18 protein-coding genes are annotated in these 20,682 nt (G+C 56.9%); 9 read left to right on the plus strand and 9 right to left on the minus strand.

The annotated features are described in order from the left end of the window. Positions 1-244 precede the first annotated feature (244 nt). Genes gmd through BLU71_RS02750 form a run of 4 tightly spaced genes read left to right on the plus strand, consistent with a single transcriptional unit; the run spans position 245 to position 4,433 of the window. Positions 245-1,276, plus strand: coding sequence for a GDP-mannose 4,6-dehydratase (gene gmd, locus BLU71_RS02735; RefSeq protein ID WP_039760002.1), 1,032 nt, complete (start codon positions 245-247; stop codon positions 1,274-1,276). After that, positions 1,276-2,172 (plus strand): GDP-mannose 4,6-dehydratase, encoded by an 897-nt coding sequence (locus BLU71_RS02740; RefSeq protein ID WP_064361513.1) that lies wholly within the window; start codon positions 1,276-1,278, stop codon positions 2,170-2,172. The genes gmd and BLU71_RS02740 overlap by 1 nt, the downstream gene beginning before the upstream one ends. Beyond that, complete coding sequence (locus BLU71_RS02745) at positions 2,173-3,318, plus strand: glycosyltransferase family 4 protein (RefSeq protein ID WP_064361514.1); 1,146 nt, start codon at positions 2,173-2,175, stop codon at positions 3,316-3,318. Then, entirely contained in the window at positions 3,315-4,433 is a 1,119-nt protein-coding gene (locus tag BLU71_RS02750) for a glycosyltransferase family 4 protein (RefSeq protein WP_064361515.1), read from the plus strand. The genes BLU71_RS02745 and BLU71_RS02750 overlap by 4 nt, the downstream gene beginning before the upstream one ends. Before the next feature lie 116 nt (positions 4,434-4,549). On the opposite strand, the gene BLU71_RS02755 is transcribed toward BLU71_RS02750, so the two are convergent. From BLU71_RS02755 to BLU71_RS02780, 6 genes are all read right to left on the minus strand, one after another. Continuing rightward, positions 4,550-5,977: a hypothetical protein gene (locus BLU71_RS02755; protein ID WP_064361516.1), complete on the minus strand. Its 1,428-nt coding sequence runs from the start codon at positions 5,975-5,977 to the stop codon at positions 4,550-4,552. Positions 5,978-6,083: 106 nt separating this feature from the next. Beyond that, positions 6,084-8,279, minus strand: a complete 2,196-nt coding sequence (locus BLU71_RS02760; RefSeq protein WP_083352249.1) for a hypothetical protein — start codon at positions 8,277-8,279, stop codon at positions 6,084-6,086. Between the two features lie 10 nt (positions 8,280-8,289). After that, complete coding sequence (locus BLU71_RS02765) at positions 8,290-8,700, minus strand: GtrA family protein (protein WP_223259132.1); 411 nt, start codon at positions 8,698-8,700, stop codon at positions 8,290-8,292. Beyond that, a complete protein-coding gene (locus BLU71_RS27860; protein ID WP_042607921.1) occupies positions 8,697-9,653 on the minus strand; it encodes a WxcM-like domain-containing protein in 957 nt (318 codons plus the stop codon). The genes BLU71_RS02765 and BLU71_RS27860 overlap by 4 nt, the downstream gene beginning before the upstream one ends. Then, positions 9,646-10,590 (minus strand): glycosyltransferase family 2 protein, encoded by a 945-nt coding sequence (locus BLU71_RS02775; protein WP_042607920.1) that lies wholly within the window; start codon positions 10,588-10,590, stop codon positions 9,646-9,648. The genes BLU71_RS27860 and BLU71_RS02775 overlap by 8 nt, the downstream gene beginning before the upstream one ends. Next, the gene (locus tag BLU71_RS02780; protein WP_083352250.1) at positions 10,587-11,684 is read right to left on the minus strand and encodes a DegT/DnrJ/EryC1/StrS family aminotransferase; all 1,098 of its coding nucleotides are present in this window, start codon (positions 11,682-11,684) and stop codon (positions 10,587-10,589) included. The genes BLU71_RS02775 and BLU71_RS02780 overlap by 4 nt, the downstream gene beginning before the upstream one ends. Positions 11,685-12,065: 381 nt before the next feature. Between BLU71_RS02780 and BLU71_RS02785 the strand changes: the two genes are divergently transcribed. The 5 genes from BLU71_RS02785 (at position 12,066) to fabF (ending at position 18,133) form a co-directional block, all read left to right on the plus strand. Then, positions 12,066-13,037 carry a UDP-glucose 4-epimerase family protein gene (locus BLU71_RS02785; protein ID WP_083352251.1) on the plus strand — a complete coding sequence of 324 codons (972 nt, stop codon included), beginning with the start codon at positions 12,066-12,068 and terminating at the stop codon, positions 13,035-13,037. Continuing rightward, a complete protein-coding gene (locus BLU71_RS02790) occupies positions 13,034-14,065 on the plus strand; it encodes an MraY family glycosyltransferase (RefSeq protein ID WP_083352252.1) in 1,032 nt (343 codons plus the stop codon). The genes BLU71_RS02785 and BLU71_RS02790 overlap by 4 nt, the downstream gene beginning before the upstream one ends. Positions 14,066-14,161: 96 nt before the next feature. Further along, a complete protein-coding gene (locus BLU71_RS02795; RefSeq protein ID WP_042607966.1) occupies positions 14,162-16,156 on the plus strand; it encodes a polysaccharide biosynthesis protein in 1,995 nt (664 codons plus the stop codon). A gap of 110 nt (positions 16,157-16,266) precedes the next feature. Beyond that, entirely contained in the window at positions 16,267-16,602 is a 336-nt protein-coding gene (locus BLU71_RS02800; RefSeq protein ID WP_083352253.1) for a ComEA family DNA-binding protein, read from the plus strand. A gap of 256 nt (positions 16,603-16,858) precedes the next feature. Then, positions 16,859-18,133, plus strand: coding sequence for a beta-ketoacyl-ACP synthase II (gene fabF / locus BLU71_RS02805; RefSeq protein ID WP_083352254.1), 1,275 nt, complete (start codon positions 16,859-16,861; stop codon positions 18,131-18,133). Here fabF and BLU71_RS02810 read toward each other — a convergent pair. From BLU71_RS02810 to eat, 3 genes are all read right to left on the minus strand, one after another. Further along, positions 18,130-18,687, minus strand: coding sequence for a TetR/AcrR family transcriptional regulator (locus tag BLU71_RS02810; RefSeq protein ID WP_083352255.1), 558 nt, complete (start codon positions 18,685-18,687; stop codon positions 18,130-18,132). The genes fabF and BLU71_RS02810 overlap by 4 nt on opposite strands. Positions 18,688-18,825: 138 nt before the next feature. Continuing rightward, on the minus strand, positions 18,826-18,993 hold the full coding sequence (locus BLU71_RS02815; RefSeq protein ID WP_016770901.1) for a DUF2897 family protein: 168 nt from the start codon (positions 18,991-18,993) through the stop codon (positions 18,826-18,828). 145 nt (positions 18,994-19,138) lie between these two features. Beyond that, positions 19,139-20,503, minus strand: a complete 1,365-nt coding sequence (eat, locus tag BLU71_RS02820) for an ethanolamine permease (protein ID WP_042607913.1) — start codon at positions 20,501-20,503, stop codon at positions 19,139-19,141. Positions 20,504-20,682 lie beyond the last annotated feature (179 nt).

Here is a 20,682-nt window from a genome sequence, read left to right on the forward strand (position 1 = left end):
ATTTATATATCCGTGTAGGCGTGGCAGGGATCGGGCAGAATGCAATCCTCGACATGCGGAGGAATGTCATGGGCTGCTGGCATAATGATCCTGTTACGCCTTGCGAACAGCTTTGGTATCGTCGTTCCGAGCCGCATTCTGTATGATCTGCAAGATTTCATGGCTCTTCCACTTAGAGCTCAATGGGCGCACATGACACAACGGAGCCTGGCAAAGGCTCTCTAATGGAGTTTAGAGGATTCGCATGAAAGCTATCGTTACCGGCATTACTGGGCAAGACGGCGCCTATCTGGCGGAACTGCTGCTGGAAAAGGGTTATACGGTGTACGGCACCTACCGTCGAACCAGTTCTGTCAACTTCTGGCGCATTGAGGAGCTTGGTATTGAAAAGCATCCCAATCTGCATCTGGTCGAGTACGACCTGACCGATCTTTCGGCCAGCATCCGTCTGCTTCAGACCACTGAAGCGACTGAGGTTTACAACCTCGCAGCCCAGAGTTTCGTTGGCGTGTCATTCGATCAGCCTCTGACTACCGGTGACATTACCGGCATGGGTTGTGTGAACCTTCTGGAAGCGATCCGGATCGTCAATCCGAAAGTGCGTTTCTACCAGGCGTCGACTTCCGAGATGTTCGGCAAGGTGCAGGCGATTCCCCAGATCGAGAGCACACCTTTCTACCCGCGCAGTCCTTATGGCGTTGCCAAACTGTACGCGCACTGGATGACCATCAACTACCGCGAGTCCTACAACATCTTTGCCACCAGCGGCATTTTGTTCAACCACGAGTCGCCACTGCGCGGACGCGAGTTCGTTACCCGCAAGATCACCGACTCCGTGGCGAAGATCAAGCTGGGCCTGCTCGACAAGATGGAACTCGGCAATCTGGACGCCAAGCGTGACTGGGGCTTTGCCAAGGAGTACGTCGAAGGTATGTGGCGCATGCTGCAGGCAGACGAGCCGGATACTTTTGTACTCGCGACCAACCGTACCGAAACCGTGCGTGATTTCGTCACCATGGCCTTCAAGGCTGTCGGGATCGATCTGGCCTGGAGCGGTGCGGCTGAAGACGAGAAGGGCACAGACCTGGCAACTGGCAAGGTGTTGGTCACGATCAATCCGAAGTTCTACCGTCCTACCGAAGTCGAGCTGTTGATCGGCAACCCTGCCAAAGCCAAAGCGGCGCTGGGTTGGGAGCCAAAAACCACGCTTGAAGAGCTGTGCCGCATGATGGTCGAAGCGGATCTGCGTCGAAATGAGAAAGGGTTTTCGTTCTGATGAGTATTGCCGGTAAACGCGCGTTGATCACAGGTATTCAAGGTTTCACCGGGCGGTACATGGCTGCTGAGCTGAAAGCCGGTGGCTATGAAGTGATAGGGATGGGTACACAGCCGTCGGATGAACCTGGCTATTATCAGGTTGATCTGGCCGACGGTCCTGCCTTGCGCGAGTTACTGGCAACTATTCAACCCGACGTGGTAATTCATCTGGCCGCACTCGCCTTTGTGGCCCACGGTGCGGCCGATACGTTTTACCGCGTCAATCTCATCGGCACCCGTCACCTGCTGGAAGCCGTCGCAGCCTGTGGCAAGGTTCCGGACTGCGTGCTGCTGGCAAGCAGTGCCAATGTCTATGGCAATGCTTCGGCGGGTTTGCTCAGCGAAACCACACCGCCAGCACCGGCCAACGATTACGCAGTCAGCAAACTGGCCATGGAATACATGGCCAGTCTTTGGCATAACCGCTTGCCGATAGTGGTGACACGTCCTTTCAATTACACCGGTGTCGGCCAGGCCGAGAGCTTTCTGCTGCCGAAGATCGTCGCTCATTTCCGCCAGCGTGCGGACAAGATCGAGCTGGGCAACCTTGATGTATCTCGCGACTTCAGTGATGTGCGTGCAGTGGTCAAGGCTTATCGCGGTTTGATCGAGGCGCGGCCTGTTGGCCAGACGGTCAATGTGAGTTCGGGCAAAAGTCATTCCCTGCGTGAAGTGATCGACATGTGTTCGGCTATCACGGGGCATCAGCTTGCAGTCGAAGTGAACCCGGCGTTCGTCCGAGCCAACGAAGTCAAAATCCTGTGCGGCGACAATACCCGTCTTTGCGAGCTGGTCCAGGGATGGGACACGCCAAGGCTGGAAGAAACTCTGAGCTGGATGCTTGCGGCGGAATAAATGAAGCTAGTTCTTTCAGTTGAGCCGATCCGCTTTCCGCTGACTGGCATCGGCCGCTATACCTATGAACTTGCGCTGAGACTTCAGCAAAGTCCCGAAATTACCGACCTGCAATTTTTTGCCGGTCGACGTTTTCTGCCTGAACTTCCCACAGCTGCCAATGAGTCAGGCAGTGGTTACGGCCTGAAGCGTGCGGTGCAGAAGAACTTTCTGGCAGTAGAAGCTTATCGGCTATTGATGCCGATGTTGCGAAAGGCTGCCCTGAAAGGGCATGGGGATTTTCTCTACCACAGTCCCAATTATTATCTGCCGCCTTTTGCCGGGCGCAGCGTGGCGACGTTTCACGACCTGTCGCCCTTCACCTGGGCGCATTGTCACGCGCCGCAGTTAGTCCGTTACCTGCAAAAAGAGCTGAAAACCACACTGGTCAGGGCCGATGCCCTGATCACTGATTCGGAATTCACGCGACAGGAACTGGCCAGCTATTTTTCCTGGCCCATCGAACGAATCCATACTGTGCCGTTGGCCAGTTCTCCGGAGTTCTATCCTCGCGCGCCGCAAGAGCTTCGCGAGGTGCTCGCACGCCATGGCTTGAAGCCCGATGGCTACACGCTTTTTGTCGGTACGATCGAGCCACGCAAGAACATCGAGACCTTACTCGCCGCCTATGGTCGATTGCCGCTTGCATTGCGAACCCGTTGGCCGTTGATCCTTACCGGGTATCACGGCTGGCGCAACGACGCGATTCACGAGAAGCTCGAAAGCGCCAGGCGTGAAGGCTGGGCGCATTATCTCGGATTCGTTCCCAGCGCAGACTTGCCCCTGCTGTTTGCCGGTGCACGTCTGTTCGCGTTTCCGTCGCTTTATGAAGGTTTCGGTCTACCGGTGCTGGAAGCCATGAGTTCCGGGGTGCCGGTGGTCTGCTCCAATAGTTCATCGCTGCCTGAGGTGGCGGGTGATGCTGCGCTGATGTGCGCCGCGCTGGACGTCGAAGCGCTGACCGGTCTTATCGAACGCGGGCTGACCGATCAGTGTTGGCGCGATGCCGCCGTCATCAAGGGAATGAAGCACGCTCAAGGCTTTTCCTGGGAGCGTTGTGCTCGAGAAACCCTGCAGGTCTACCAAAAGGTTATCGACGCCAAATGATCAAGGTTCTGCACTTCTTCAAAACCTATTACCCGGAAACGATGGGCGGGATCGAGCAGGTCATTTTCCAGATAGCCCAAGGTGGCGCGGAACACGGGTTTTGCTCCGAAGTGCTGTACCTCAGTGAACGGGGTGCTGCTCGTAATGAAACAGTGGGTAACCACCTGACCCATCGCTCCAGGCTGGATATGCATGTTGCCTCGACGGGATTCTCTCTGTCCGCGTTCAAGGATTTTTCGCAATTGGCCAAACAGGCTGACGTGGTGCATTACCACTTCCCATGGCCTTATATGGACCTGGTCCATTTTGCGACTCGGCATGGCAAACCCTCGGTACTCAGTTATCACTCCGATATCGTCAAGCAAAAGACACTGCTCAAGTTGTATCAGCCACTGATGAACCGCTTTCTCTCCAGCGTGGATTGTATCGTGGCGTCTTCACCTAACTACGCGCAAAGCAGTCCGGTGCTGTCACGGTTCCGCGACAAGGTCGAAATCATTCCTTATGGGTTGGACAGGGCTACCTATCCGGTCGTGCCCGAAACCAGGCTTGATTTCTGGCGGAGCAGGGTGGGGTCGAAGTTCTTCCTGTTCGTCGGTGCCTTGCGATATTACAAGGGGCTCGATTACCTGCTGGATGCGGCAAAGATCAGCGGACTGCCAGTAGTGATCCTCGGGGGTGGGCATCAGGAGTCCGAACTAAAAGAGCAGGCTGCGCGGCTCGGCCTTGCCAATGTGCATTTCCTGGGAGGGTTGGGTGATGAGGACAAGGCTGCGCTGTTGACGCTGTGTTATGCCTTTGTGTTTCCATCACACTTGCGTTCGGAGTCATTTGGCATCTCGCTGCTTGAGGCGGCGATGTATGGCAAACCGCTCATTTCCTGTGAAATCGGTTCGGGTACGACCTTCATCAACATTGCTGGTGAGACTGGTCTTGTGGTTCCGCCTCGAGACTCCGGTGCCCTTGCCAGCGCAATGTTGACGTTGTCGAACGCACCTGAGCGCGCTCAGGCCTTCGGTGAGAATGCGCAGCGTCGATACTCTGAGGTGTTTTCTGCGCAATCCATGGTTTCAGCGTACGCGGCAATCTATCGGCGCTTGCTGCGAAAGCCCTGAGGTCCGAGAGCTTCGCACAAGCGTCGTGGAATCTTCCGTACAGCCATCGTGAGCGCGTCGGCTCAATCTGCATGTAAGGGCGTCTCGCGCGGCGCCCTTACACTGACATCCGATTCTCAATTCAGCTGAAATACCGGGTTGGATATCGCAGCTTTTGCAATCATGAACGCAATAGGTACGGCGACCACAAACAAAATGCCCAAGGGAATGAGGACTTTTGCCGAAGTCGCTCGTGCGCACTGTTTTGAAACTCCGAACGCAATCGCACAGTAAGCCATCACATGCAGAGGCAAGAAAAACCTGGTCTCAATGGCGCCCGGAAGAATTGCGAATACCGGCAGCACAATAACCGCCAGCCAGCCAATGCGATATAGGCCCTGCGCCGGTTTGTCCGATTTTCGAATCACTAAAAGGAATAAGCAGATCAGTCCAAACAAAGCGGTTGCGATACTGGTCGCCGAACGAACGTCATTTTCCTTGGAACGAACCTTTGTGTAGGTGTCATAGTCGCGAACATCCAGCCCGTTCACAAAATGCTTGGTGTATATCTTGAGGAATGAAACCGGTTCCGAGAGGAGCAGTTGGAAGTACCACGGTAGTGTTGGAACAGTACCTTTAAACTTTAATTCTTCAGTCAATCGCACACCTATCGGATCGAGATAGAAGATAGGAAAGATTGCGCCGGTCTCTGTGTCGTGGCCTGTTTCATAACGCTGCAGGGTAATCCCCCATTTCAGCTGACTTGCAAAAAGGGAAGCGTCGTTGACGCTCGCGACAACCAGCGGGGTTGCAGAGTCCAGGTGCTTTTTGTTTATCAAAGACTGAGGAATGGCTGCGATCGCCGAGCCGATAACGAAGAATGCCAATAACAGCATTTTTTTACGCAGGCATTGATTCTTAAGGGCGAGCAGGGGAATAGCCGGCAGCAAGGCAATGAGAGTGAACAGATAAATCGTTCGAGTATTGTATGCCCCGTATGCCAGTACCCCTGCCACGATCATCAGGACGATTGCTGTTGCAACACTCTTTTGCTCGCTTGCTTTGAGAATCAGGGCCAGCGCGCCAATGATCAGGCAGAAAGCGGGAAGGTCGCTAAGTGTGTAAGCAATCAGCGGCGGGAAGAAAATGGCTACCAGCGCGGGAACCAACAGGCGGCGCGGCAGAGTGACTTTGCCCCCGATGACCTTGCTGAACACGTATGGAAGCGAAATGCACAGTGAGTAGGAGAAGGCCAGTGCCTGGATCAAATGGACAGCCAGATATCCCGTTGCAGGATAAGCGTCGAAGAATATCCTCGCTGGCGAGAGCAGCAATGGATAAAAGTAACCGCGCAAAGATTTTGGAAATGAAAAATCCCAGACTTTTGAGCTCAGGTCCCAATAGTTATAGGCATCACCCAGGAATGTCTGTGGGTTGATGTAAAGCTGGGCCATGAACATCAGTAGCGTGGCCAGTATGAAGGCGACGAATTTCTCGCTTAGTCTGAAGGTATACATTGCCGATTGCTCTGACGGGGTGCGGGTATCGATTTTCATCGCATCCATGTTGTTGCTCCGTTTTCAACGAAGAGTGTGCTGGCTCGACGTGAAATAAATTCCGATAAACCCCGCATCTGCATTTTTGACTCGGCAAGGATGCGGGGCTGCAGGGTTATTCAGGTACGATCTTGACCCAGTCCAGCCGGGCAGAGTAACCGTAGTAATCATGGTTCGGGACCGTCTCGAACTCGAGTACATTGCGTCCCGTTTTCAAAAGTTTAGGGTCCACTGTCCCAGTGAACTTTCCAACCTCGCTCCATTCAACAGGAATCTCTGCGCCGTTGATTCTGAACTTCATGTTGCTGCGGCTCGCCTCGTTCGGGAACGCGTCGAAAAAACCGCTCAGTACGTAAGGCGCGTTTTTCGGCTCGATATCGAAGTAAAGTGACGCTTGCGGTGCATTCATCCAGGCCGTAGCAATGTGATTGAACCGGCGAGGTTCCCAATCTGCGTCGCGCCATCCAGAGCCAGCCGTAGGAAGGTCGAGATTCCACCAGTTGCCAAAGCCCCAGGAGTATTCATCTTTGGCCAATTGGTCGCGAAATTTGAAAAAGTCAAACCACGGTTTGGTTTCGGTAATTCCACGGTAGCGCAGGCTGGTCGGCGTATCGCCCGATTCCAGCTCCGTGCGGTAGGATGCCGATAAACCATTTTCCGCGTTCGGCTTTCTGTCCCCGACTACCACCGTGACCACTTTCGACTTGGAGAGCTTCATGCTCGGGGTAGCGGGTGCCAACTCCATGCCTGGGCCAGTAACAGGCGATGGAAAGTTGAATGTCCAGTCATCTTTGCCCTCTTCGCAAGTGCCCTTGCGTTGTACCGAAGGTGTTGGAGCTTGCCATTCGCGACTAGGCATATAGCAAACCTGAATGTCGTTGACGGGTTTGCCATAAATGTAAGTAAGAACGTTTGCCAGATCAGGATTCAAGAACATCCAGACATGATTGAGCTGATTGTTGTAGTCGAGTATCAACAGGGTCTTATCAGCTGCGTTGCCGTCGAAATTTTGAACAATGTCCCTGAGCGCGAGCTGCTGTTGCCTGGAAATTTCAATGTAATGGTGAAACTGGAACAGCTGGAAGGCGAGGCCAGTGAAGATGAGCGCGGCGAATCCTGCCGAGGTCAGTGCTTTGGATGCTTTGCTCAAAGCCCAGAGCATTGAGACTGCGAACAGGACGGCGCCCGGTGTGGCGAATAAAAAGGTCCGTTGGCTGATCGCCATATGCGGAGGCGAAAGCAGAAACGGAGCGTAGCCGATGCAAATAAGGGCGAGGCCGATCAAGGCGAGCCGGAAAACGATTGCGAGGTTGGCGCTTTTTTCTTCGAATGCGACGGGTTTTACTGATCTCTTCAAGAAGATATAAATCAATCCCATCAGTAGTGCAGTCGCAACTACCAGGTACCAATAACTGATTATCTCGATGCGAGTGATGCGCAGTGCATCGATCCAGCCGCCGAAGATACTGCGAAACAGGCCCACTTTGAACAGATTGGGATAGTACGTCATCAGCGTCGTCAGTGCGCTGCCGCCAGCCAGCACGCTTTGATAGCTTTTTACCAGCGGCGCAGTATGAATGACATAAGCAATATACGTCAGGGCGCCGGAAACCCAGATCACGTAGTACAGGCAATTGTCTTTCAGATTCGAAAACAATCGCTTGAATCCCGTCTGTGCGAACGCGACCAGAAACGGAATTGCGACGAGCAGCAGGGAGGCTTCATACATTGCACTGGCACAAGCCAGCAGGAAGCCAGCAGCCAGGCTCAGGAATGTCCCGCGGAGTTTGCTGTTCTGGTCAGTTGCTGCGAGCAGCAAGACGCTGCCAATCAATACCAGGCTCAATGCCCAATTGATGTGGATCGCCCGGAACGAGAGCTGCATCGTGTCAGCTGGATAAATGATGACCAGAATGCTGGCGAACATTCCCCATTTGATAGAGCCTGTCACCCGCGTGGTAAGCAAACTCAATGAGGCGCCTTTGATCGTCAGTGCAACCATCAGCAATATGTGCCAGAAATTGAAACTGTTCGGGTCGAGAAAATAAGCAACCGCGTGGGGAAATACCGTCAGTGGTCGCAAGGCATGAGCAGGCAAGGGGCTTGAAATGTCTGTTACGAAAAACAGCCCCGCTCTGCTGAAGAGGCCGATTACACCCCATTCCTCAATAAGCCCGGTCAGCAAAAATCCGAAGGGCAGCCATATGAACACAACGGTCAGCAGTGCCGGAGCCAAGTGGGCAAGCCATAGCATCGACCTGCTATAGGTATGAATAGGCATCGCAGGCAATGCCGGTTTCGTAGTTGTCATGGGGCGCCTGTTAATCCTTCGCGGGCTTGGTTTTATGAGTTGCCTTGAGAACGACTTTGTTTAGAAGGTAACTTGAGGGTAGGAGAAGCAATATGACCAGAATCGGTGCGACAGCCTTGTGCATATTCAAGTGCTCGACCAGCACATTGAGTAAAACTGCGCCGAGTACGTACTGCACGAGATAAATGCTCGGATAAACAAGCATGCCGATTACCGAGTGCTCGACCTTGAACACGACTTTCGAGTTGAAGAAGTAGGCAAAGACTATTCCGGCAACATAGGCGATCGCATAGGCTATCTGGTAGTTGATCACATAGCTGAGCAACAGATAGAGGCAGTAGGTTATTCCGGTATTGAGTCCGCCGCCGATCAGGAAGCTGATCCAGCGGCGAACTTGCGGATTGTCCTTCAGTGTAGTCACGGCGTTGTTTTTTTTGCGGTCAGCTTGGTGAACTCTGAATAATCACGGATGTAATCGTCAGCTTCGTAATAGTCCGAGGTGAACACCAGCAGTACCGCATCTTCGGAATATTTGTACTGGATGCCCCAGGTCAGTGGCGGCAGATAGATGCCCTTGTTCGGAGCATCGAGCATCACTTCTGCTCGGTTGGTACCGTCGTCGACTACCACTGCGCAGCTGCCTTTCACGCAAATCAAAAACTGGTGGCACTTGTGGTGGGCATGCTCGCCGCGGGTCTTCTGGCTCGGGACATTGAACACGAGAAAATAACGCTTGGGGGTAAACGGGATTTCCTTGTGGAACTCACCCACGGAGAGGTCGCCGCGCATGTCCGCAATGTATTTGAAGCGGTGGGTGGTGACATCGCCGACGCCGATACGCACTACCGCATCATCCTGCTCCTGGGTTTTGACGGCAGGAGTCTTGGTTGCATCACTGGATGCGGAGTTTTCCACGTAGCCTGTTATACGGGCCGGAGAGCCGGTCACGATGGCGTACGGAGGTACGGATTTGGTAACGACCGCACCTGCACCCACCATTGCGCCGGTACCGATGGTGACGCCAGGCAGAATGACCGCGCCGCCACCAATCGAGGCGCCGTCCTGAATGACCGTCTGCGAAAACGACTCCGGATATACCTTCGAGCGTGGGAACTTGTCGTTGGTGAACGTGGCGTTCGGGCCGATGAATACGTCGGAGCCGATCCGCAAGCCGTCCCACACGTAGACACCGGACTTGATGGTGGTGCGATCACCGATCACCACGTCATTTTCAATCAGTGAGTGCGAGCAGACGTTGACGTCGTCACCAATCACCGCGTCCGGGAAGACCACAACGTATTGCCAGATGCGTGTGTTCTTGCCGATCTTCGAACTCTTTACATCGGCGCTGGCGTGGATGAACGGCTCAGTCATTGGAATGTTCCTTGTTGTCGAGTTTCATGCAGACAATGGCAAGCGGTCGCTGCTTGCTGTTTTCGTAGGCGCGCCAGGCATAGGTGCCCACGAGTCCCAGGCCGAGCAGATTGAGTGTGCCCAACAAGAGCACCACCAGCATGGTGGCGGCATACCCTGGCACCTCGATAGCTCCAGACAGCTTCGCAATGATCACCATGAAACCGATGAACAGCGAAATGAGCGAACCCATGGCGCCCATGCGTGTGAGCAGTCTGATCGGGTAATCGGTAAACGCGAACACACTGTCCATCATGTACTCGAGCTTCTTCTTGAAGGTCCACGCCGATTTGCCTTCCAGGCGTGTCTGCCGTTCGTATTCGATGAACTTGCGCCGAAAGCCGAGCCAGAAAATAAGCGCAATCAGCGACGAGCGCGACTCGTTCAACTGCAGCAGCTGCTCGCGAAACGCTTTGTTGCAGCCGAAGATGTCGACCCCTCCTGGCGGCATGTCGTGCACCACCAGGCGGCGATACAGGCCCCAGAAGATCGATGACGCCATCCGACTGGAAAACGGATCCTGGCGGGCGTTGCGCGTACCGATGGCGACGTCGCACTCATCGTTGGCAAGCGACCTGAAAAAGTTGATCAGGAGTTCTGGCGGCTCTTGCAGATCAGCGGCCATCACACCGAAATAATCACCCTTGGCAGCCATCAGGCCGGTGCGTATGGCGGGGAACGAACCGAAGTTGCGCGAGTGGGCCAGCAATTGTGCGGAAAAGCTCATTGCGCCCAAAGCCTGTTTGAGCAGCAGAAACGAATCGTCAGGGCTGCCGTCCACGACGAATACCACCTCGAGCTGGTTCTCTAGGGTGGTGTTCATGTCCGTCAGCGCCTGGATCAGCCGGGGTATGGAATCCGCGTTTTTATAGACCGGGACGATGACCGAATATCTCATGCAGCCCATCCATTGACCGCAGCGATGACGTTGCCGACTTCTGCATCGCTCATTTCCGGGTAGCAGGGCAGCGTCAGGATCAGCGATGCCAGTTGTTCGGTATTGGCCAGGCTCAGGCCGGCAAACTGCTCACCGAACACCGGTTGTTTGTAGTCGGGAATCGGATAGTGAACGTCGGAGGCGATCTGCGCCTGACGCAAGTGCTGCTGCAGGGCGTCGCGCTTCGGGGATTTGATCACATACAAATGGGCCACCGAGGCCAGGCCTGCATCCTGCGCATGACTGACCTCTGTGTGCTGGATCTCGTTGCGGTAGCGCTGGGCAATTTCGCGACGGCGGGCATTGCCCTCATCGAGGTGCGGCAGGAACTCGGACAGGATGGCTGCCTGCATTTCATCCAGGCGGCTATTGCGGGCGCCCGCGAGCTCCACGCAGTACTTGGAGGACCAGCCGTACTGACGCAATTGCGCCACACGCTGGGCTATCGCAGCCGAATTGGTCACGACAGCGCCGCCGTCGCCCAGGGCGCCGAGATTCTTCGTAGGATAGAAGCTGAAACTGGAAGCGTCCCCGAAGGTACCCACCCGCTGACCATCGCGCTCGGCGCCATGAGCCTGGGCGCAATCTTCCAGCAGGGCAACCTTGTGCGCCGCGCAGTACGCGGCGATCGCCTTGATGTCCGGCACTGCCAGACCATACAGGTGGGTGACGACTACGGCTTTGGCCCCGGCTTCGATCGCCTGCTTGACGCTCGCCAATGTGACTACATGAGTGTCCAGGTCAACATCCATGAACAGCGGAGTGGCGCCGATGGCCAGTACCGATGTGGTGGTGTACATGCCGGCATTGGCCACTGTAGCGACCTGATCGCCATCAGCGACACCGAGTGCCTTGAGCGCCAGCTCGATGGCGTCGGTTCCATTGGCGACGCTGACGCAATGGCCAGCCTGCAGATACTCTGCGAATGCCGTTTCAAAGCGTTTGACTTCCGGTCCTAAAACCACCCACCCGCTGTCGACCACGCGCTGCACCGAAGCATTAATCTGCGACTTGAACTTGTCGATCTTCGCTGCGAGGTTGTTGATCTGTTGCATGGGTGCTCTCCATTTCGAAGCAAAAGGCGTCTGCTATCTTGATTTTGGCCGGTGTTAGCCGAGATTTGGCGTGATGACGGATCTGAAAATCCTGTAGCGGCGAGCGCTCTGATCACTTTTCCGCACGGATTCTATCCGTACCCTGAGTCCGCTCCAACAGCAAAGTGCAATTAGCGCCAGTGTCGGGCTATGCGGTAGATGCAGCTTGCAGGATTGCTGTCGCCACAGAAGTGGCTATGACGTCGACGATTCAATAAACTGCCCGCCTCAAGTCGATAGCCGATCCGATTTTCCTGGCGTCGCGCCACACGTGCGGTTCCGCCACTTGCAACAGCGTCGCTGCAGTGTGTTTGCAGCATCCATTTCTTCCAAGGGTCGCCCATGAGCACCAAGACATTTCTGGTAACGGGTGGCAACGGTTTCGTGGGCCGGGCATTGATCGGGCAATTGCTCGCGTCAGCGGACTGCCGTGTCGTGGCCCCTCTGCGCCGCGCCGAAACGGCCGTCGACCCTCGCATGCGTGCGATCCAGTGGTCCGGTCTTGGCAGCGGGCAGGATCTGTCGGAAGCGCTGCAGGGCGTCGATTGCGTCATTCATGCGGCAGCCCGGGTCCACGTCATGAACGAGGTGGCTGTTGATCCGCTGGCAGCGTTTCGTCAGGTCAATGTCCAAGGCACTCTGGATCTTGCCCGGCAAGCTGCGGCGGCCGGAGTGCGGCGTTTCATCTTCGTCAGTTCGATCAAGGTCAATGGCGAAGGTACTCCGCCGGGCCGGCCGTACTGCGCCGACGACGTACCTGCTCCGGTCGATCCGTACGGTATCTCGAAATACGAGGCGGAGCAGGTGTTGCAGGCGCTGGCGAAGGAGACTGGCATGGAAGTCGTGATCATTCGACCGGTGTTGGTTTACGGGCCTGGGGTCAAAGCCAATTTCCTCGGCATGATGCGCTGGCTCGTTCGAGGCGTGCCGCTGCCATTCGGTACTGTCGACAACCGACGCAGCCTGCTGGGGCTGGACAATCTGATCGACCTTTTGCTGACGTGCGTCGAGCACCCGGCCGCTGCAAACCAGGTATTCCTGGCCAGTGATGGTGAAGATGTGTCGACCACTCAACTGTTGCGCAGGCTTGGCATTGCGCTCGGCAGACCGGCCCGGTTGGTGCCGGTCCCTGTCGGCTTGATGAGCGGTGTGGCCAGGTTGCTGGGGCGTGAAGCCCTGTCGCAGAGAATCTTCGGTTCTCTGCAGGTCGACATCAGCAAGAACCGCCAATTATTGAACTGGGTGCCTCCTGTGCCCCTTGATCGCGCCTTGAGCCTGACGGCGCAGCATTTTCTGGATACTCGCGAAATATGAATTACGGATGGTTCATCGCGATCATCGCGCTTTTCTCCCTCACGCTGACCTGGGTTTTGCGCCATTACGCATTGTCACGAAGCCTGATGGATATTCCCAACGCGCGAAGCTCGCATTCGGTGCCAACCCCGCGCGGGGGCGGGGTGGCGATTGTTCTGACATTCATAGTGGCGCTGGTTTATCTGCTGTGGCGGGATCTGCTCGCGTTTGCGCCATTTTTGGCCATCGCCGGGGCGGGTACGCTGGTCGCCGTGGTTGGTTTCATGGACGACCATGGACACATCGCCGCACGCTGGCGCTTGTTGGGGCATTTTGCCGCGGCGATCTGGTTGCTCTGGTGGATGGGCGGACTGCCTGCCTTGCGGATTTGGGGCGTGCTGGTCGACCTGGGCGTTGTCGGTGATGTGCTGGCGGCCTTTTATCTGGTCTGGCTGCTCAACCTCTACAACTTCATGGATGGCATCGACGGGATCGCCAGTGTCGAAGCCATTTGCGTGTGCCTCGGTGCCTGTCTTCTTGGCTGGCTGGGTGGCTGGCCGCAGCTGGTATGGGCCCCGCTTTTGCTCGCAGTTTGCGTCGGCGGTTTCCTGTTCTGGAATTTCCCGCCCGCGAGGATCTTCATGGGCGATGCCGGCAGTGGGTTTCTCGGTATCGTGCTGGGAGGCTTGTCGCTCCAGGCGGCGGGACAGAATGCCGAACTGCTGTGGGGTTGGTTGATTCTGCTCGGCGTATTCATTGTCGACGCGACGTTCACGCTGTTTCGGCGCCTGCTGCGCGGCGATAAAGTTTATGAGGCGCACCGCAGTCATGCCTATCAATATGCCTCTCGTCGGTTTGGCGCTCATCTGCCCGTCACTATTGCCGTTGCCGTGATCAATATGTTCTGGTTGTTGCCGATTGCCGTGGCCGTCATGCATTTCGGTCTGGACGGGAGCGTGGGCATTATTGTCGCCTATGCTCCTTTGCTGTGGCTGGCGATCAGGTATCGCGCCGGCGAACTGGAAAAGAGCTCGGAAATCCGCGGGTAACAGTTCTGTCATTTGGGTTTACAGTGCAGGGCATGCCAGCAGTTTCGCAGAGGGATACAGCAGTTGAAGGGAGAAAACTGAGTGTTTGAAGAGTTGATGGACAAGGTTCGGGAACGGCTCGTCGCATTGCCAAGGCGACGCAAGCGCCTGATTCAGGTGGCAACGGACATCGTCCTGGTCTGGGCAGCCCTGTGGCTGGCGTTCATCGTGCGCCTGGGCATTGATGACATGTATAACCCGTTCAGAGTGCATGTCTGGCTGTTTGTCTGCGCACCCGTTGTCGCCATTCCCTTGTTCATCCGCTTCGGTATGTACCGGGCGGTCATGCGCTATTTCGGCAATGATGCCCTGATTGCCATCATCAAGGCCGTCAGTCTCTCTTCGCTGATCCTGGCCGTTGTCGTGTACTGGTACAGCAACCATGAGGCTGTGGTCCCGCGTTCGATCATTTTCAATTACTGGTGGTTGAGCCTGGTCATCATCGGCGGACTGCGCCTGTGCATGCGCCAGTACTTCATGGGCGACTGGTTCACTGCAGCACAGCACGTGCCCTTCACCAATCGTGACAATGGCCTGACCAAGGTCGCCATTTACGGCGCCGGCGTCGCCGGCAATCAGTTGGTTGCCGCGTTGCGCATGGGCAAGGTCATGCGCCCCGTGGCTTTCATCGACGATGATGCCAGTATCGCTGACCGTTCGATCTCGGGTCTGCATGTCTATAAACCCAAGCACATTCAGGAAATGATCGACGTCACCGGTGCGCAGGAAATCCTGCTGGCCCTGCCATCCTCCACCCGGGCCAGGCGGCGGGAAATCCTCAATCTGCTCGAGGGTTTTCCTCTGCATATCCGCAGCGTGCCGAATTTCACCGATCTGGCCAGTGGCAGGGTGAGAGTCGAGGATATTCAGGAAGTCGACATTGCTGACCTGTTGGGGCGCGATGCGGTGCCGGCACAACCGGACCTGCTCCAGCGCTGCATCAAGGGCAAAGTGGTCATGGTGACCGGTGCCGGTGGGTCGATCGGATCCGAGCTGTGCCGGCAGATTTTTTCCTTGGGACCGACCACGCTACTGTTGTTCGATCACAGTGAATTCAATCTCTACAGCATTCTGTCCGAACTCGAGCAGCGCAGTTGCAGGGAGTCGGGAAAGGTCAGACTGCTGCCCATCCTCGGCTCCGTGCGCCATCCGCACAAGCTGCTGGACGTGATGAAAACCTGGCACGTCGACACTGTTTATCACGCCGCCGCTTACAAACATGTACCCATGGTCGAGCACAATATTGCCGAAGGTGTGCTGAACAACGTGATCGGCACCTTGAACACTGCGCAGGCCGCCCTGCAATCGGGTGTTGCCAATTTCGTGCTGATCTCTACCGACAAGGCTGTACGCCCGACCAATGTGATGGGCAGTACCAAACGCCTGGCCGAGTTGGTGCTGCAGGCGCTCAGTCACGAGATTGCTCCGGTACTGTTTGGCGACAAGTCCAACGTTTCAAGGGTCAACAAAACCCGCTTCACCATGGTTCGGTTCGGCAATGTGCTGGGGTCGTCCGGCTCGGTGATCCCGTTGTTCCACAGCCAAATCAAATCCGGCGGGCCGCTGACGGTTACCCATCCGAAAATCACCCGCTACTTCATGACCATTCCCGAGGCTGCGCAGTTGGTGATTCAGGCCGGCTCCATGGGGCAAGGTGGCGATGTATTCGTGCTGGACATGGGCGAGCCGGTGAGGATCGTCGAGCTCGCCGAGAAAATGATCCATCTCTCCGGTCTGAGCGTGCGCTCGGACCGCAACCCGCAAGGCGATATTTCCATTGAGTTCACCGGGCTGCGTCCCGGCGAAAAGCTCTACGAAGAGTTGTTGATCGGCGATAACGTCGCCGCCACCCCGCATCCGATGATCATGAGCGCCCATGAGGACCATCTGCCATGGGATGTACTGAAAGCGCGGCTAAGCGAACTGCTGTCAGCCGTTGATAGCGACAACTACACCCACGTCCGGCAGCTCCTGCGCGAAACCGTCAGCGGCTATACACCCGACGGCGACATCGTCGACTGGATCTACCAGCAACGCCGCCTCGAGCCTTGATTGTTTCACATTCTGTAACGCACGCATTTTTGACATCGCTCCAGCATGACCTACGTTTGGAGAGCAGCTTCGGAAAAGCTGCTTTCTAAAACGATGATGGAGCGTCACTTATGCGTACCGGTTATTTCTACTCGCTGATCTTTGCTTTCCTCACCAGCGCCTCGATCGCTGCCATTGCTGCCCCTGTAGAGCCGACCGAGACAACAAAGGCGCCTTTGCTGATGGAGGCGGCTGCGCCCTCGGCAAGCGCGAAGGTCGATCTCAATGGCGCGGATGCGGCGACACTGCAAAAGGAGTTGTCGGGTGTGGGAGAGGCGAAGGCGCAAGCGATTGTTGCATATCGTGATACAAACGGGCCGTTCGCATCGGTGGATGAGTTGCTGGAAGTGAAGGGGATCGGCAAGGCGATTCTGGATCGCAACCGTGACAAGCTGGAAGTGAACTAAGCTGACAGTTCAACGCCGAGAGGCCGGTCATTGACCGGCCTTTTTATTGGCTGTCGACCAGTGGAGGCGTACAGGCTAAACATTACGGGTATCATATTGCGCCTTGATTATGCCTATAATAAATTCCGCTTGGGGCTGATTCAGCAGCCGAAACGGCATCGGCCGAGCTGCTCGGCATTTCGTCGCTGACGCAGTAGCCGAATCGCAGCACGCCGCGATACGTCGAATATTGAATTGATAAAGGGGTCACCACGGTATGAACCAACGTCGAGTCGTCGTCACGGGCATGGGCCTGGTTTCACCCTTGGGCAGTGATGTTGAAATCGTCTGGAAGCGTTTGCTCGCCGGGCATTCCGGGTTGCGCAATTTGCCTGACGCGGTCGTGGCTGATCTGCCGACCCGGGTGGGCGGCCGTGTGCCGACGGTCGAGGAGGACGCCGAGGCCGGGTTCGACCCGGATCGCGCAACGCCACCCAAAGAACAGAAGAAGATGGATCGCTTCATCCTGTTTGCCATGGAAGCGGCGCGGCAGGCTTTGGAGCAGGCCGACTGGCATCCAGCGGACGCGGAAAGCCAGGAGCGCACTGCGACGATCATCGGCTCGGGAGTCGGCGGTTTCGGTGCGATTGCCGATGCCGTGCGTACCACCGACAGCCGTGGTCCTCGGCGTTTGTCACCGTTCACCATTCCATCGTTTCTGGTCAATCTCGCGGCCGGTCATGTCTCGATCCAGCATGGCCTGAAAGGGCCGTTGGGCGCACCGGTGACCGCATGTGCAGCCGGGGTTCAGGCGATCGGCGACGCGGCGCGGTTGATTCGCTCGGGAGAGGCGGACATCGCCGTATGTGGCGGCGCGGAAGCGTCGATCGATCGCGTCAGTCTGGCGGGTTTCGCCGCCGCGCGGGCGTTGTCCAGCGGTTACAACGACACCCCTGAGAAAGCTTCCCGTCCGTTCGATAGCGGGCGCGATGGCTTCGTGATGGGTGAGGGGGCCGGCCTGCTGGTCATCGAGTCGCTGGAGCATGCTCTGGCGCGGGGGGCAAAACCGTTGGCCGAACTGGTGGGCTACGGCACCACCGCCGATGCCTATCATCTGACCGCCGGGCCGGAAGACGGCAGCGGCGCGCGGCGGGCGATGCAACTGGCTCTGGCCCAGAGTGGCGTGACGCCGGCGCAGGTGCAACATCTCAACGCTCACGCCACTTCAACGCCGGTTGGCGACCTGGGCGAGTTGGCCGCGATCAAGGCGGTGTTCGGTGCGCAGAACAAAATCGCCGTAACGTCGACCAAATCCGCTACCGGACATCTGCTCGGCGCGGCGGGTGGGCTGGAAGCGATTTTCACCCTGCTGGCGATCCGTGATCAGGTGGTGCCGCCGACGCTCAACTTCGAAAACCCGGATCCAGCGAGCGAAGGGGTGGACATTGTCCATGGCGAGGCGCGGCCGATGCCGATCGAGTTTGCGTTGTCCAATGGCTTCGGTTTTGGCGGGGTCAATGCGAGTGTGTTGTTCAAGCGCTGGGGAGGTTAATCGGTCGATTGCTTGAGATGCTCGCGGGTGACGTCGAGGATGCGCTGAGCGAAGTCGGCATCGGCGACGCTGCGCGACAGCAGCAGTGCACCCGCCAGGGTCGCCATGATGACAATGCTGCGATCGGCAATATTGTCGCCTGCGAGTGTGCCTTGAATCTGGCTGAGTCGAGCATTGAGGACTTCGTCGCTGGTTGGGCTCGGCTGGCCGCGCAGGCCCAGCTCTGAGGAAATGGTCAGCAGCGGGCAGCCTTCGTGGGGCGAGGTCTGATGCCACTCTGACAGGTAGGTATCGATAAAGACCTGCAGAGGGTTTTCCTGCGCGAAGATGTCTTCACACAGGCCCGCGACCTGCTCGCCGGCCGCTTGCAGGGCTTTTTCGACCAGTTCTTCCTTTGATTTGAAGTGCGAGTAGAAACCGCCATGGGTCAAGCCGAGGGCCTTCATCAAAGGTTGCAGGCCGGTCGCGCCGATGCCGTCCTTGCGAAAGCGCGCCGAGGCTTCCTTGATGATGCGCTGATGGGTCTGGGCTTTGTGATCTGGCGAGTAACGCATGTGGAGCTCTCCGCGACGATGTTGCCATCTTAACCACGGAAGATTAAATGGTGACTGTACTTCTAAAATCTAAAAAGCCTGCCAGTAAGTCCGATTGCATTGGAAAAACCAACCCCGCCATTGCAGCGGGGTCTGGTGTCAGCGGTCCTGTGCGTCCTTGGCGTCCGCTTCGGCATTGCGCTGTGCGACGCGCTTGCGTTCTTCATCGGTCAGTTCGACCTTGTTGGCGGTGTCGCGCAACATCATCAATCCGCCAACAATCGAGCCGATCGCAACGACCAGAATCAACCAGGCATACCAGGGCATAACGGCTCTCCTTAATGGCAGCTCGACGGGCGAGGATTTCGCCGTGCGATGCTGCATACCACTTTTGAGCGAAGTGAACTCGCAGTGGTTCCCTTCCAGGCCGCTTGCCCCCGGTGGATCCCAAATTTTTGTAGGGGACGGGGCGTTACAGGCCTGTGAGCATCGCATCCGCCGGTGCATCGGCGCGCAGTTGTCCGGTAAGCAGGAAGTAACAGAACCCGACCGCCATGAAGCCGAGGAAAATCAGCCCGATCAGCGTGTTGAACCACGCCATCGCCACCAGGCAAACCACGGCCAGTATCAGCGCAATCAACGGCACCAGCGGGTAACACGGCGCCCTGAAGGTGCGCTCCAGATTCGGTTCCGTTTTACGCAGTTTGAACAGGCTGAGCATGCTCATGATGTACATCACGATTGCGCCGAACACGGCCATGGTGATCATCGCAGCTGTCAGTGTCATGCCGCCGAGGTTGATCAGGCCATCGCTGTAGATCGCGGCAATGCCGATGAGCCCGCCGGCGATGATCGCGCGGTGTGGTGTCTGGAAGCGCGAGAGCTTAGCCAGCGAAGCAGGCAGATAGCCGGCGCGGGCGAGGGCGAAGAACTGTCGTGAGTAGCCGAGAATGATCCCGTGAAAACTGGCGACCAGCCCGAACAGGCCGATCCACACCAGCATGTGCAGCCAGCCGGAGTTGTCACCGACCACGGTTTTCATCGCTTGTGGCAACGGATCGTTGATGTTGGCCAGGGTGCGCCAGTCGCCGACGCCGCCGGCAAAGAACATCACGCCCATGGCCAGCAGCACCAGGGTCAGAATGCCGCTGATGTAGGCTTTCGGGATCGTGCGCTTGGGATCCTTGGCTTCTTCGGCGGCCATCGCTGCGCCTTCGATGGCGAGGAAGAACCAGATGGCAAAGGGAATCGCCGCGAACATCCCGGCAATCGCCGGCGCGCCGAAGACGTCGGAGCCGGCCCAGCCATTCAGCGCGAAGTTGCTGAAGCTGAACGCCGGCGCGACTACGCCCATGAAAACAAGCAACTCAGCCACCGCCAGCACGCAGACGATCAGCTCGAACGTCGCCGCCAGTTTCACCCCGAGAATGTTCAGGCTCATGAACACGATGTACGCGCCAACCGCTGCGTGTTTCGGGTCGAGGGCCGGAAATTGCACATTCAGATAAGCACCGATCGCCAAGGCAATCGCCGGCGGGGCGAAGACGAATTCGATCAGTGTGGCCAGCCCCGCGATCAATCCGCCTTTCTCGCCGAACGCACGGCGGCTGTAGGCAAATGGCCCGCCGGCATGGGGAATTGCGGTGGTCAATTCGGTGAAACTGAAGATGAAACAGGTGTACATGGTCGCGACCATGAATGAAGTCACCAGAAAGCCCAGCGTGCCCGCCACGCCCCAGCCGTAACTCCAGCCGAAATATTCCCCGGAAATCACCAGCCCCACGGCAATGCCCCACAGGTGCAACGTGCCCAGCGTCGGTTTGAGTTGTGTGTTCATGCGCTTGCTCCCGCAATGGTTGGAAAGCTCCGGGGAGGGCGCGTGCAGTGGGCGTGCCACTGCCGTGAAACAAGTCGTAATGAGTTCAAAGCTGTCGCAGCGGGGATGATTGGCGCTGGATGTGTGGGTTTTGTGCGCCAGTTGGGTGCGATGTTGTCTGCGCCGCCGCCTTCGCGAGC

It is taken from the genome of Pseudomonas moraviensis (assembly GCF_900105805.1).
GTDB classification, from domain to species: Bacteria; Pseudomonadota; Gammaproteobacteria; order Pseudomonadales; family Pseudomonadaceae; genus Aquipseudomonas; species Aquipseudomonas moraviensis_A.

Coding starts and splice junctions, on each gene's coding strand:
- gmd (WP_039760002.1), top strand. CDS start 245: ATGAAAGCTATCGTTACCGGCATTACTGGGCAAGACGGCGCCTATCTG.
- BLU71_RS02740 (WP_064361513.1), top strand. CDS start 1,276: ATGAGTATTGCCGGTAAACGCGCGTTGATCACAGGTATTCAAGGTTTC.
- BLU71_RS02745 (WP_064361514.1), top strand. CDS start 2,173: ATGAAGCTAGTTCTTTCAGTTGAGCCGATCCGCTTTCCGCTGACTGGC.
- BLU71_RS02750 (WP_064361515.1), top strand. CDS start 3,315: ATGATCAAGGTTCTGCACTTCTTCAAAACCTATTACCCGGAAACGATG.
- BLU71_RS02755 (WP_064361516.1), bottom strand. CDS start 5,977: ATGGATGCGATGAAAATCGATACCCGCACCCCGTCAGAGCAATCGGCA.
- BLU71_RS02760 (WP_083352249.1), bottom strand. CDS start 8,279: ATGACAACTACGAAACCGGCATTGCCTGCGATGCCTATTCATACCTAT.
- BLU71_RS27860 (WP_042607921.1), bottom strand. CDS start 9,653: ATGACTGAGCCGTTCATCCACGCCAGCGCCGATGTAAAGAGTTCGAAG.
- BLU71_RS02775 (WP_042607920.1), bottom strand. CDS start 10,590: ATGAGATATTCGGTCATCGTCCCGGTCTATAAAAACGCGGATTCCATA.
- BLU71_RS02780 (WP_083352250.1), bottom strand. CDS start 11,684: ATGCAACAGATCAACAACCTCGCAGCGAAGATCGACAAGTTCAAGTCG.
- BLU71_RS02785 (WP_083352251.1), top strand. CDS start 12,066: ATGAGCACCAAGACATTTCTGGTAACGGGTGGCAACGGTTTCGTGGGC.
- BLU71_RS02790 (WP_083352252.1), top strand. CDS start 13,034: ATGAATTACGGATGGTTCATCGCGATCATCGCGCTTTTCTCCCTCACG.
- BLU71_RS02795 (WP_042607966.1), top strand. CDS start 14,162: ATGGACAAGGTTCGGGAACGGCTCGTCGCATTGCCAAGGCGACGCAAG.
- BLU71_RS02800 (WP_083352253.1), top strand. CDS start 16,267: ATGCGTACCGGTTATTTCTACTCGCTGATCTTTGCTTTCCTCACCAGC.
- fabF (WP_083352254.1), top strand. CDS start 16,859: ATGAACCAACGTCGAGTCGTCGTCACGGGCATGGGCCTGGTTTCACCC.
- BLU71_RS02810 (WP_083352255.1), bottom strand. CDS start 18,687: ATGCGTTACTCGCCAGATCACAAAGCCCAGACCCATCAGCGCATCATC.
- BLU71_RS02815 (WP_016770901.1), bottom strand. CDS start 18,993: ATGCCCTGGTATGCCTGGTTGATTCTGGTCGTTGCGATCGGCTCGATT.
- eat (WP_042607913.1), bottom strand. CDS start 20,503: ATGAACACACAACTCAAACCGACGCTGGGCACGTTGCACCTGTGGGGC.